Origin of the sequence: Methanoculleus nereidis (assembly GCF_032944295.1) — an archaeon.
GTDB lineage: Archaea > Halobacteriota > Methanomicrobia > Methanomicrobiales > Methanoculleaceae > Methanoculleus > Methanoculleus nereidis.
In genome coordinates this window covers 112391-125087 of record NZ_JABFFQ010000004.1, presented here as the reverse complement: position 1 = coordinate 125087, position 12697 = coordinate 112391, and the positions used below count along the sequence as shown (strand labels likewise).

The following is a 12697-nucleotide window of genomic DNA, read 5'->3' as shown; positions in this document are numbered from 1 at the left end:
ACTCCTACCGCACCGTTAGGTTGGTTGAGAGTAGTGTTGGGCCATACACCATTTATCATCTTCTTTCTCCGACAGCGCGACCCGGGCTGTGTCGTTGCAGCCCCAATCATCGGTACGGGAGATTCAATTAGGAGCAACGACAACATGACTGCATGAGCTTCGTAACCCGGAATACCTACTACTTCGATGCGCCGGGTAGAGAGAACACCCACGACGCCGCCCGGTTCGCCGTCGAGCGGGCACGGGAACTCGGCGTCAAAACGATCGTTGTCGCGAGCAGCAGCGGCCGGACGGCGCTTGCCTTCCGGGACGCCATGAAAGGGACGGACCTTCGTCTGATCGTCGTCACCCACGTAGTGGGTTTCTCAAAACCCGGTGAGTGGGAGTTCTCGCCGGAGGCGGCCGAGACCCTCCGGGCGGAAGGTGCGAAGATCGTCATCGGCACGCACGCGCTCTCCGGGCTCGAGCGCGCAATATCCCGGTCCCCAAAACTCGGCGGAAGCTCCCGCACCGAGGCGATCGCCGAGGCGTTGCGGCGCACCGTTGCGATCGGCCTGAAGGTCGCAGTGGAGTGCGTCCTCATCGCGGCGGATCAGGGCGCGATCGGCGTCGATGAAGAGGTGATCGCGGTGGGAGGCACCGCAACCGGCGCTGATACCGTCTGCGTCATCCGCCCCGCGCATACTGCAGCGTTCTTCGACCTGCAGGTGCGCGAGATCGTCGCCATGCCGAGGAACCGGTGAGCATGACGCTCGAATCGGTCAGCAATGCCGCCGGACTCCTCCGGCAGCACCCCGTCCTCTGGTCGGTCGGCCTCATCATGGGCGCTCTCGCGGTCCTCGACCTCACCGTCCCATTATACGGCGGCGCCTTCTACACGGAGCCCCTGGCAATCCTGCAGGCCCTCGTGATACCCTTCCTGGCCGGCGGCGTCTACGGCATGGTTAAGGGTGAGGCATTCTCCGTCGGGGAGTTCGTGCAGTCGGGGAAGGCCTACTACTTCCGGATACTCCTGCCGACGCTGGTCATCTTCTTCGCGGCCATCCTGACGGTCTTTCTGCTCGCGATCCCGCTCACGCTCCTCGGCGCCGGTGCCGGCGCAAACATGGTCCCGCTCCTCTTTGGGGTGCTCCTCTCGATCGCCTTCTTCACGTTCTTCTACGATACCGTGGCGGTCTTTGAGGAGACGGGCGTCTTTGAGTCGATCCGGCGGAGCATCGAGTTCGTTATGAACAACTTGGGCAGCGTCCTCGTCTTCTACCTGGTAAACATCGTCGTCTTCGCAGTGCTCGGGTTCGCCGCCCTCCTTGCCTGGACCGCTCTCCTCGTGGACAAACTCGAGCCGCTCGTCAGCATGAGCCCCGAGGAACTCCAGGTGATGATGCCGGAGGATATCCTCGCTCTCATCGGGACGGAGGGGATCTGGATCACCGCAACCGTGTATGCGATCGTGATCGTGCTCTTTTCGGCGTTCCTCTACGCTTATAAGGCAAGTTTCTTCAGAAACCGCGCTGGTGCTGTGCAGGTAGAGCAGGGGGAGTACGACGAGAAGGGGCGGTGGTATAAGTACTGACGTGGCTGAACAGACATCATATTCTTTTTTCTCCAGTTCCGGGTTTGAGCAGCTAACGTCTTCTGAAGTAATCCTGCTGCACTGATATCGCACCCATACACGGCTTTCCAGTGGATATCGCCGAGATGGGGGTGGGGACAGGGGAGGGGGGAATACTCCCCCCTCCCCGTCAGCCCCTCCCCCAATGGCGATATCCCCACGGTCCACTGTATCAGGCTTTTTCATCGTTCTGAGGTTCATCCATTTTAGGCTGGCATCAGCACACGGCCACAAGGAGGATGCTACGGTACCGCAATCCCACATAGAAACCTGACCGGTCGGCCAGACTATACCTTCAAAAACCGCCCCGGAGCCCGCGCTCTCCTTCACCCGAGCATATAGATCAGCATCCCCGAGAGCCCGCCCGAGAAGGTGGCGACCAGGTTCGTGCCGGAATTTCCTATCTTGCCGCTGTTCTCAAGCGTTGCGCCCACGAGGCTGTCGATGTTGGTACCGATGAACCCGGCGGCGACCGTGACGGCGACCATCCAGGGATCGGCAACGCCCATCACCCAGGCGACGGCGGCGACGAGGGCGGATGCGATGACGGATGCCGCCTCCCCCCGCAGGGTCACTCCGCCGTTCGTCCCCCGCGGCACCGGCTTGAGCGTCGTGATCAGGTACGGCGTCTTCCCTGTGACCCCGATCTCGCTCGCGGCGGTATCGGCGGCAGCGGAGGCGACGCTCCCCATGAAGAGCGCCACGAAGGCCGGCTGGCCGGTTATGCCGTAGAGGATGGCGGCTCCGGTCGCCACCAGGCCGTTTGCGAAGACGTTGAAGTAGCCGCGCACCCCTCCGTGCTCCTGGGCGACACCGAGCCGCTCCTTATCGGTGTAGCGATACCGGGTAGCCCCGGCACCGATGATGAAGAAGGTGAGCATGATCAGGAACCACCGGACATCCGCAAAGACGATGAGGATGATCCCGATCATGGCGCCCGAGAAGAGGCCGCTGACATCAGCCACCCGGAGCCGGTAGGAGGTATAACCGAACCCGAACGCTATCACGGCCGCCGCGACGAGGATGGTCAGATCGACCTCGAAGTTGAGCTCCTCGAAGAGGAACATGGTCATCGCGACGCCGAGCGCCTCTATCATCAGGGCGTCGTCCCGGCCCCGGAGAGCCGCCCGGAGGAGAACCGCGACGACCACGCCCATCACGACGACAAGTGGCGCGGTGTACTGGAGATAGAGCATCACCGCAACCGAAATGCCGATGGCGGCAATCAGATGGTGAAGATACGACGCGTGTTTCCCTCCGGTAAGGCGAAACGCCACTTCCCCGATCACGACGATGCCGAGCGTGCAGGTGAAGACGAACGTCGAGAGCCAGCCGAGCCCATAGAGCAGGGCCAGTGCGATGATTGAGAGCGATACGTACCGGGTATCTTTGATGAGGAAGAGGACGAGCGAGAACGGAATGAGGAACAGCGTCAGCAGCCATGCCGGCTGGAGCAGGGGGGCAAGGCCTATGAAGACGAGGGTGAGGGCCGATGCCAGAACCAACCCCTGCGGCTTTGTCATTCATGTATTATGGGTAATGCAGGAAGAAAGCCTTTAGGGTCGAACCCTTGCCGTCTCCGCGGTTTTTAACAGTGAACGTTCCGGGACGCCCGGACCGGGGACGGCGAACCCGTGGGCTGCGCGGGATACCCCGATAGGGAAAGCCCCGTCGAACATTATATTTCACTGGGAAGAGAGAGATCATACGCTGAAAATGTCGCCGTCACATCAACTACCCAAAAACTACGATATTGAAGAAGTGGAGACACGCTGGCAGAGTGCCTGGCGGGATGAGGACAATTATTTCGATCCCGGCTCGCAAAAGCCACGGTTCATCATCGACACGCCGCCGCCCTACCCCACCGGCAACTTCCATATCGGGAACGCCCTGAACTGGTGCTACATCGACTTCATCGCGCGCTACAAGCGTATGCGCGGTTACAACGTCATGTTCCCGCAGGGGTGGGACTGCCACGGCCTCCCCACCGAGGTAAAGGTCGAGGAGACATACGGGATCACCAAAAATGATGTACCGAGAGAGCAGTTCCGGGAGATGTGCCACGACCTCACGATCGGGAACATCGAGAAGATGCGGGCGACCATGCGGCGGCTCGGGTTCTCCACCGACTGGAGCCACGAGTACATCACCATGCTCCCGGACTACTACAGAAAGACCCAGGCGTCGTTTTTGCAGATGCTCAAAGCCGGCGACATCTACCAGAGCGAGCATCCGGTGAACTTCTGCACCCGGTGCGAGACGGCAATCGCGTTCGCCGAGGTCAACTACGCCCCCCGCACCACCAAACTCAACTACTTCGACTTCGACGGCGTCGAGATCGCCACCACCCGGCCGGAGCTGCTCGCGGCCTGCGTTGCGGTGGCTGTCCACCCTGAGGATGAGCGGTACCGCGGGATGAAGGGAAAGAAGCTTACGGTCCCGATCTTCGGTCACGATGTTCCGGTCATCGAGGACGTCGCGGTCGACCCGGAGTTTGGCAGCGGTGCAGTGATGATCTGTACATTCGGCGACAAGACGGACGTCTACTGGTGGAAACAGCATGGCCTGGATCTCCGCAAGGCGATCGACCGGCAAGGTGCTATGACCGCGACCGCGGCCCCGTACGAGGGGATGTCATCCGAGGCCTGCCGGGAGGCAATTCTCCGCGATATGGAAGAAACCGGTATCCTGAAGCGGCAGGAGGAACTCGAGCAGCGGGTCGGGACCTGCTGGCGGTGCAAGACCCCAATCGAGATCCTCTCGGAACGGCAGTGGTTCGTCCGGGTCCATCAGGACGAGATCCTTGATGCGGCGCGGAAGGTCTCCTGGACGCCGGAGCATATGTTCGCCCGGATGGAGAACTGGGCGAACTCCATGGAGTGGGATTGGTGCATTTCCCGGCAGCGGATCTTTGCGACGCCTATTCCTGTCTGGTTCTGCACCACCTGCGGCGAGATGGTCCTTCCGGCCGAGGAAGACCTCCCGATCGACCCGACGGTCGATATGCCGAAGACCCCCTGCCCGCAGTGCGGGGGATCGGACTTCGCCGGCGAGACGGACGTGCTCGACACCTGGATGGACTCCTCGATATCGGTGCTTCACGTCACCGGGTGGGATGGAACCGGCAAACCCCCATACTTCCCGGCGCAGCTTCGCCCCCAGGGCCACGACATCATACGGACGTGGGCGTTCTATACCATCCTCCGGGCGAAGGCGCTGGTCGGCAGCCATCCCTGGGACGAGATCCTGGTGAACGGCATGGTGCTCGGGGAAGACGGGTTCAAGATGAGCAAGAGCAGGAGCAATATTATCTCCCCCGAAGAGATCGTCGGGCAGTACGGTGCGGATGCGCTCCGGCAGTGGGGTGCCGGAGGCGCGGCGACCGGTTCGGACATCATGTTCAACTGGAACGACGTCGTCGCCGCGTCCCGGTTCCAGACCAAGCTCTGGAACATCTTCCGGTTCGTCATGGGGCACCTGGAGAAGGGGGCTGATCTCGATGCACCGGTGACGGAACTCACCGACCGGTGGCTGCTCGTCCGGCTCTCCGAGACCGTGGCGGAGGTCACCTCCGCGATGGAGGGCTACCAGTTCGACCGGGCGCTCAAGGCGATCCGGGAGTTTGCCTGGAACGCGCTCGCCGACGACTACATCGAGGTCGCGAAAGGCCGCCTGTATGCGGACGACAGCAGCAGGGTCAGTGCCTGCAGCGCGCTCCGGACGACCATGGACGTCCTCTGCCGCCTGCTTGCCCCGATTATTCCCCACTTCGCCGAAGAGTGTTACCACAACCTCACCGGGAGAAGCGTGCACAAAGAAGCCTGGCCGGACTTTTCATACGCCGACGACGAAGCGCGGCGCCACGGCGATCTCCTCGTGAAGACGGTCGCCGAACTCCGGCGCTACAAGCATGATAAGGGCATGGCGCTGAACGCCCCGCTCGGACACGTCATGATCTACGCGCCGGAACCGGTCGATGACGCCGGTGACGCCGGGCGTGCCCTCAATGCCGACGCCCGGTGGAGCACCGGCACCCCCCGCCTCGAGGAGGTCGTGAGCGGCGTGAGTTTCAACATGGCAATTATCGGCCCGGCGCTCAGGAAGCAGGCCCGCGGGTTCATGCAGGCCGTGGAGGCGTTCCCGCCGGAGCTGCTCAAGAACCCGCCCGCAACCGTCACGGTCGACGGCGAGGAGATTCCCGTGCCGGCCGATTCCTTCACGCCGAAGGTCGCCTACCGGGTGGCGGGAGAAGAGGTGGACGTCCTCACGCTCGAGGACGTCGTCGTGACGATCGGGCACTCGTCCTGATTTCGCCCGCGATGAACCTCGCAACCTCTTCTTTTTCGAGCAGCGCATCGACGACGACAAACCGCGGGGGATCGGCTGCCGCGAGGTTCAGGTAGTTCTCCTGCACCCGCGCGAGGATTCCGGCGTTCTCAAAGTACTCTCTCTTTTTCTCAGGGTCGAGCCTTGAGACGGCATCCTCAACCGGCAGGACCAGGAGGAACGTCCGGTCGGGCCGGATCGACCATCCTTCGTGGATCCGGCGGAGCCAGGAGAGCGGGTCGGGGAGAACGCCGTCGAGGACGACTGGCTGGTAGGCGAACCGGGAGTCGGCATAGCGGTCGGAGATGACGAGCCTTCCCTCATCGAGCGCGGGCCGGATCACCGTATCGATATGCGCGGCGTGGTCGGCGCAGAAGAGCAGCGCCTCGGTGATCGGGTCCATCCGCTCGGCGACCGCGCGCCGCACCGAGTCCCCGACCCAGGTGGCGCCAGGTTCGCGGGTGAAGAGTGGATCGAGGTCGGCGAGCAGTTCCCGGAGACGGACAAGAAGCGTGCTCTTCCCGCTCCCGTCGATGCCCTCGATGGTGATCAGCACGGGCGTCCCCTCCGGAGCCACTCGAGCGGCACCGTGCCGTGGTGGACGGCGGTCGCGACGATCGCCCCATCAAACCCGGTATCTGCGAGGAGGTGGATGTCGTCGACCCCGGCGACCCCACCCCCGTAGAGGAGGCGGCCGGGATAGCATGCCCGCATCTCTTCGAGTTCCTCCCGGACGAGTCCCCGCTCTGTCCCTACGGCGCCGATATTAAGGACGATGCACCCCTCAAACGAGAGTCCCGATGCGTGGGCCAGCATCTCCGCCGGCCGGATGCCCCAGGGGAGCACCCGGCCACCTTTGACGTCGATGCTGAGGTAACCTCTTCGGTATGCCGTAAGGTCTTCGATCGCTCTCGCCGCCGTCTCGGTGCCGACGATCGGCGTCACTCCCTCGACCGCCGTGCATTCGGCAGGCGACCGGCAGCCCCGGTCGAGGTAGCATCGCTCGACCATGGCAGCGCAGCGCCGGACGAGGTCGTCCTGCGGGATCCTGCCCTCGAGGCTCTCGAGGTCGGCGATGTAGAGATACCGGGGCCGGAGGCAGGATAGATAGGCTTCCGGTTCGGCCGAGGGGGATATCCCCCAGGAGAGCGGGCGGTAGCCGGCGCGGTCTCCGGACTTCCCATGCACCACAAGACCGCCCGCCAGATCAACTGCAAGAATCAGTTCCATGTCCTCAACGCAATCACTATTAGGGTGAAGGATCATTAATTTCTATGCAATTACTCGTCAGTCCAAGCAGCATTGAGGAGGCAAGAAGCTCGCTTTCCGCTGACATCATCGATGTAAAGAAACCTTCAGAAGGATCGCTCGGTGCAAATTTTCCCTGGGTCATTCGGGATATCAAGACCCTCGCCGGCAAGAAGCCTGTCAGCGCTGCAATTGGGGACAATGAGTATAAACCGGGAACTGCAGCTCTTTCTGCTTACGGCGCCGCGCACGCAGGTGCTGATTTCATCAAGGTCGGCCTGATGTTCGACGGGGCCGACCGTGCCCGTGAGGTCATCGAGGCGGTGACCACGGCAGTGAAGCGGGATTTTCCCGAGAAATTCGTCGTCATCGCTGCGTATGCTGATTTTGAGAGAATAGGCACGATCTCGCCGCTCACCATCAGCCCGCTGGTCGCGGATGCCGGGGCCGATGTCGCCATGATCGACACTGGTATTAAAGATGGGAAGAGTCTCTTTGAGTTCATGGACGAGGAGACACTGACACGGTTCACCGGGCAGAACCGGGAACTCGGATTGCAGACGGCCCTTGCCGGTTCACTGAAGTTCGAGGACCTCGACGCCTTAAAAAGGATCGACCCGGAGATCATCGGCGTCAGGGGGATGGTCTGCGGGGGCGATCGGTCGACCACGGTCAGGGCCGAACTGGTGGAGAAAGCAGTAATGATGCTCAGGTGATGTATGTACATCGAGAAGATGCAAATGGAAACGACATTCACATTTGACGACGTGCTGCTCGAGCCCGCCGAATCATGGGTCGAGCCCGACGAGGCCGACGTCAGGTCACAATTCTCGCGGAGTATTCCCCTGAATATCCCTCTTGTGAGTGCTGCCATGGATACGGTGACCGAGTCGATGATGGCGATAACCATAGCGCGGGAGGGCGGCATCGGTGTCATACACCGGAATATGCCTGCGGATCGCGAGGTCGCCGAGGTCAGGGTCGTCAAACAGGCTGAGGACCTGATCGAGCGCGAAGTCGTGGTGGTCGGTCCCGAGGCCACGGTCACCGATGTGGAACGGGTTATGCGGCAGTACGGTATCGGCGGCGTGCCTGTTATCGAGAACGATCACGTGATCGGGATCGTCAGCCGCAGGGATATCAGGGCAATCCTCCCGAAACGCGGCGAGGCAAAGATCACCGGCTACATGACCAAGAAGCTGATCACGGCCTCTGAGGACATCACGGCGGAGAGCGCGCTCGAGACGATGTATGCGAACAAGGTCGAGCGCCTTCCGGTTGTGGACGCAGAAGGGTGCCTGGTCGGCATCATCACGATGCGCGATATCCTCGAGAAGAGGCAGTATCCCCGCGCGAACCGCGATGCGAACGGGAAACTTCGGGTCGCCGCCGCGGTGGGTCCCTTCGACTTCAACCGGGCGATGATGCTCGTCGAGGCGGGTGTCGATGCCCTGGTGGTGGACTGTGCGCACGGCCACAACATGAACGTCGTCAAAGCGGTCAGGGAGATCAAGGCGAGCGTGGCCGTCGATGTGGTGGCCGGGAACATCGCGACGAAGCAGGCGACCTCGACCCTCGCCGGGACCGTCGACGGGCTGAAGGTGGGCATCGGGCCGGGCTCCATCTGTACCACAAGGATCGTTGCGGGTGTGGGCGTGCCGCAGGTCTCTGCGATAGCAAACGTCGCTGAGGTGGCGCACGAGGCCGGCGTTCCGGTGATCGCCGACGGCGGCATCCGCTACTCCGGGGATATTGCGAAGGCGATTGCCGCGGGCGCGGACTGCATCATGGCGGGCAGCCTCTTTGCCGGCACCGATGAGGCGCCGGGGAGGGTTACGACGATCAAGGGCCGGCGCTACAAGCAGTACCGTGGGATGGGATCGCTCGGCGTCATGAGCAGCGGCGAGTCGAGCGACCGCTACTTCCAGAAGAAGGAGTTCGGGAGGACCAAGTTTGTTCCCGAGGGCGTTGAGGGGGTCACGCCCTACGTGGGCCATGTATCGGATGTTATCTACCAGCTTGTCGGGGGCCTGAAATCCGCGATGGGCTACACGGGCTCAAAGACGATAACGGATCTGCAGAGGAACAGCAGATTCCTCAGGATTACGCCTGCGGGGTATGGCGAGAGCCACCCGCACAATATTATGATCACCGATGAGGCACCGAACTACCGCCTCTTCGAGTGACACTTTTTTATGGTGAAATCACTAACATTTAGTAAGTATGCTCGAGGGCAGTGATGTTTCCCGTCTCCTCGATATCCTGGGAAACCGGAACAGGCGGCGAATAATAGCACTGTTGAGGCAGAAACCGTGTTTCGTGACCGAGATATCCGAACGTCTGGTGCTCAGTCCGAAAGCGGTGATAGAGCACCTGCAGTTGATGGAGCGTGAGCAACTCCTCATTTCGTGCCAGGACGAGCGCAGGCGAAAGTATTACTACCTCTCGCATGACATCAATGTCATCGTAAACCTGCAGAAGCAGGATGGGGTTACGCTTCCCTCTGTTGAGGAGAACCAGAGAACACGATTTACAAGAAACCTCGAGGCATTCAGGAGAATGGTCCGGGCTCGTGACGATCTTCTGGAAAATCTCGAACAACTGGAGCGGGAGATCGAATCGAGGTTTGCGGAGGTCGTGCGCATGCGAGGGGACTTCGTAACGGATGACGGGGACCTGGAGATCATCCTCGCCCTCTCCCACGCCGATCTGGCCTTCGCGGAACTCGAAGAAGTGAGCAGCCTGTCCACGGATGAGCTGAAACAGAGACTGGGCAACCTCACGCACATGGGGATTGTCGAGCGCATCAACAACCGATACAGGATACGTGGTACACATGGCGAATAATCCATACGACGAAATGTTTAGAGATATTGCGCGGCTGATGGAGAGAATCTTGAGCGAGATGCCCCTCCAGGACCCCAGGATCATCGGGTTCACCATCATCAGTGGAGCGCCCGAGGAGGCGCCATATCTTGATCTCTCTGAAGAAGAGGATGACGAGTCCGCTGTTGAGGTGGTCGAGGGGGATGACTGCATCTACATCACTGCGATGGCGGATGCCCATGCGGACGGTGCCCCGTACGTCACGTTTCAGGAAGATTCCGTGACCCTCTGCACCGGGGGCGACGAGGAGACGGTCATCGATCTCGAATGTGAGATTGATGTCCCACAAAGTTTCTACAACGTGCAGCACGGCGTGATCGATGCCGTCTGCCCGAAGAAGAGCGCGCCCGGTGAGATTGCCCGGTCCTGAACCGGTTCTTACTCTTTTTGCAGCTGGTCTGAAACCTGCGGTTCAAGGTCCTGGTCGGGGCGGCTACAACTAAAAAAAATGCGTTACTCCTGATATTCCTCAAGAGCAAGCTGGTACATCCAGTCGAGGAGGAGCGCGCACTCTTCCGGTGTGCACTCCTGATCGCAGCCGATGCAGGGAAGGACCTCTCCTCCCGCAAGGATGACGCAGGGATCGATCGCCCGCTTTTTTGCCCGCAGCAGATAGGTCTTGATGCCGTCGCTGCGGAACTCAATGCGCTCTATCAACCCGGCATCCAGCAGGCGCTTCACAATCCTTGAGCACTTCCTGCTGTCGATATCAAGGAGTTTCCAGAGCTCGCTCTGGAGGACTCCCTGTCGATGGGACTGGATTACTTTGAGTGCTTCTTCCTCCTGGTCGGACATGGCTATCAGAGCAGGGGTGCAATGGTCAGGATATTGTTGCCGCGAATGACGACGGTCCCGAGGGTGCGGCCCCGCTGTTCTCCGGTATACTCGGTGGTCTCGTCCATATGTAGATTCAGGTGTTCATCCACCGCCACGAGACGTCCCTGGAGTTTCCTACTGTCATCCTTGATCTCAACGATGACTTTAGAGTCTACAAGCGAAAAAACCTTCTTTACAGGGAGTACGATGCCGTTAACCATCTGTTCTTATGTGGTTATATTCATGCATTAAGGTTTCCCCGGAGAGCCGCGGCAACCGAAGGGCACCGCATACCACGGTGATCGGCAGATGGCCGTAAGCAGCCGCCTGATAAAATGAGAGAGAGGGGGTTACTCGGGAAGGTCTTCCCAGCGGTCCTTGAACTGCTTCTCGACGCCCGGGAGGGTGGTGTATTCCATCTCCTCAAGCGAGAGGCGGTGCGGCTCAAACGGCCCGTGGGCCCGGAGTACGCTGGAGAGGTCGCAGCACTGGTCGCGGACGCGGTTGAACGCCGGGTCGTCGAACATGTCGGCAGGCCCGATCAGCTTCCCGTTGCAGACCTGGAACCCGAGACAGATGACCCGGGGCGGTCCGTCAAACGCGGTGCAGTTTGCATCGGCGACCCCCACCGGCATGAACGGGCCGTGGTGCGAACCGCGCATCCAGCCGGCCACGAGGATGGGTGTCCTGAAGGGGTCGATAACCTCGCCCACCGCCGGGAACCCGCTCTGCGCACGGATGACCATGACCGGGTCGTCTTTGCCGACGTACCGGCCGGCCATCAGGTTCAGCCGCTGGGTGCTGGTGGACGCCCCAATCGTGCCGTCCCTCTTCCAGACGTACTTGATGACGTAGCGGCTCGGTGCTCCGATGTAGGCAAGGAGGCTGTAAGACTCTTCGGGGGTGTTGAAGAGAATCTTGCGCTTCTCGATGACGTCGTGGACCTCGAAGGTGAATCCATCATGCAGCGAGGGGTCGATGACGAGGCCGGACGTGCTGAAGGGGTCGGCGAAGATCTTGTAGAGGAAGTAGTTCCATGCACCGGGCTCGGTCTTGTCGGCCATGAAGATCAGGATCGGGTCGGAACCCCGCTCTTCGAACTCCATCTCAGCGACGCCGGGCCCCATTCCCTTGACGTTGCCGCTGAACGCATCTCCGAGCAGGTCCTGGCCGGCGCCGTAGAGTTTCATCTCTTTGGCGAGTCCGGCGCATTCCATGAAGATATCCCACGCCAGTTTGTGGATCTCTTCGTTATCCTCCCCTTTGGTGTGCGTCATGATCAGCTCGAGGTCATCACCGCAGTGGGTGACGTACGAGTCGATGAGGATGCTGCCTTCTACCTCCTTGAGCCTCCGGGCGGCCACCTCAAGGATCTTCGGGTGGGTGCGGGAGTGCCCCGGGAAACTGCCTATATCTGCTTTAATTACGGACACGGTGGTCTTAACCATATAATCACCACTACCTGGACGGGCATAGCCCTTACGACTAGTAGATAGGTATTACTCTATATGTAGGTGTTGCTGCCTTGAAAAAAGGTTGGCTACGGCAACCGATTTTCAGGTTCGTCCTTTGCGGCTACCCTTCGCGGCAAACATCCCATTCGAAAACTGTGGGGTTGTTATACTGTCTTTTGCCGTTTTTGACGATTTATGAGGGCATATTGGTGATAGGGGCATCAACGGGAGCAGCATTCGTGAAAAGCGTATCTGATGGCCCCGGTGTCGATCGCGCGTTCCCTCAGGGAGATATTATCCTGATACCGCTGAGAGAAGAACTGGAATGGGTAGGGTACGGAAAGAAGAAGCGTGT

13 protein-coding genes are annotated in these 12697 nt (G+C 60.6%); 7 read left to right on the top strand and 6 right to left on the bottom strand.

Annotated features, from left to right (window positions below):
• Window positions 1–152 precede the first annotated feature (152 nt).
• Together HL657_RS07100 and HL657_RS07095 are read left to right on the top strand one after the other, a co-directional pair.
• Window positions 153–743 carry a pyruvate kinase alpha/beta domain-containing protein gene (locus HL657_RS07100; RefSeq protein ID WP_317296126.1) on the top strand — a complete coding sequence of 197 codons (591 nt, stop codon included), beginning with the start codon at window positions 153–155 and terminating at the stop codon, window positions 741–743.
• Window positions 744–745: 2 nt separating this feature from the next.
• Complete coding sequence (locus HL657_RS07095) at window positions 746–1573, top strand: DUF7847 domain-containing protein (protein ID WP_317296125.1); 828 nt, start codon at window positions 746–748, stop codon at window positions 1571–1573.
• Between the two features lie 365 nt (window positions 1574–1938).
• Here HL657_RS07095 and HL657_RS07090 read toward each other — a convergent pair whose 3' ends face one another.
• Window positions 1939–3135, bottom strand: a complete 1197-nt coding sequence (locus HL657_RS07090) for a DUF92 domain-containing protein (RefSeq protein ID WP_317296124.1) — start codon at window positions 3133–3135, stop codon at window positions 1939–1941.
• 193 nt (window positions 3136–3328) lie between these two features.
• Here HL657_RS07090 and HL657_RS07085 point away from each other — a divergent pair, with 193 nt between their 5' ends.
• Window positions 3329–5920, top strand: a complete 2592-nt coding sequence (locus HL657_RS07085) for a valine--tRNA ligase (RefSeq protein WP_317296123.1) — start codon at window positions 3329–3331, stop codon at window positions 5918–5920.
• Here HL657_RS07085 and tmk read toward each other — a convergent pair.
• Both tmk and HL657_RS07075 read right to left on the bottom strand, forming a co-directional pair.
• Window positions 5877–6494: a dTMP kinase gene (gene tmk / locus HL657_RS07080; RefSeq protein WP_317296122.1), complete on the bottom strand. Its 618-nt coding sequence runs from the start codon at window positions 6492–6494 to the stop codon at window positions 5877–5879. The two genes, HL657_RS07085 and tmk, sit on opposite strands and share 44 nt — an antisense overlap.
• On the bottom strand, window positions 6488–7168 hold the full coding sequence (locus tag HL657_RS07075) for a HisA/HisF-related TIM barrel protein (RefSeq protein WP_317296121.1): 681 nt from the start codon (window positions 7166–7168) through the stop codon (window positions 6488–6490). The genes tmk and HL657_RS07075 overlap by 7 nt, the downstream gene beginning before the upstream one ends.
• 44 nt (window positions 7169–7212) lie before the next feature.
• On the opposite strand from HL657_RS07075, the gene HL657_RS07070 reads away from it, so the two are divergent.
• Genes HL657_RS07070 through HL657_RS07055 form a run of 4 tightly spaced genes read left to right on the top strand, consistent with a single transcriptional unit; the run spans window position 7213 to window position 10442 of the window.
• Window positions 7213–7902: a (5-formylfuran-3-yl)methyl phosphate synthase gene (locus tag HL657_RS07070; RefSeq protein ID WP_317296120.1), complete on the top strand. Its 690-nt coding sequence runs from the start codon at window positions 7213–7215 to the stop codon at window positions 7900–7902.
• Between the two features lie 3 nt (window positions 7903–7905).
• Window positions 7906–9372 (top strand): IMP dehydrogenase, encoded by a 1467-nt coding sequence (guaB, locus tag HL657_RS07065; RefSeq protein ID WP_317296119.1) that lies wholly within the window; start codon window positions 7906–7908, stop codon window positions 9370–9372.
• A gap of 37 nt (window positions 9373–9409) precedes the next feature.
• The gene (locus HL657_RS07060) at window positions 9410–10033 is read left to right on the top strand and encodes an ArsR/SmtB family transcription factor (protein WP_317296118.1); all 624 of its coding nucleotides are present in this window, start codon (window positions 9410–9412) and stop codon (window positions 10031–10033) included.
• The gene (locus HL657_RS07055) at window positions 10023–10442 is read left to right on the top strand and encodes a hypothetical protein (protein ID WP_317296117.1); all 420 of its coding nucleotides are present in this window, start codon (window positions 10023–10025) and stop codon (window positions 10440–10442) included. Before HL657_RS07060 ends, HL657_RS07055 begins: the two co-directional genes overlap by 11 nt.
• An 83-nt stretch (window positions 10443–10525) precedes the next feature.
• On the opposite strand, the gene HL657_RS07050 is transcribed toward HL657_RS07055, so the two are convergent.
• The 3 genes from HL657_RS07050 to fbp all read right to left on the bottom strand — a co-directional run bounded on the left by HL657_RS07050 (window position 10526) and on the right by fbp (window position 12336).
• Window positions 10526–10867 carry a helix-turn-helix transcriptional regulator gene (locus HL657_RS07050; RefSeq protein WP_261597364.1) on the bottom strand — a complete coding sequence of 114 codons (342 nt, stop codon included), beginning with the start codon at window positions 10865–10867 and terminating at the stop codon, window positions 10526–10528.
• A 5-nt stretch (window positions 10868–10872) separates the two neighbouring features.
• The gene (locus HL657_RS07045) at window positions 10873–11109 is read right to left on the bottom strand and encodes an LSM domain-containing protein (RefSeq protein WP_317296116.1); all 237 of its coding nucleotides are present in this window, start codon (window positions 11107–11109) and stop codon (window positions 10873–10875) included.
• Window positions 11110–11238: 129 nt separating this feature from the next.
• Entirely contained in the window at window positions 11239–12336 is a 1098-nt protein-coding gene (gene fbp, locus HL657_RS07040) for a fructose-1,6-bisphosphate aldolase/phosphatase (protein WP_317296115.1), read from the bottom strand.
• Window positions 12337–12697: the final 361 nt, after the last annotated feature.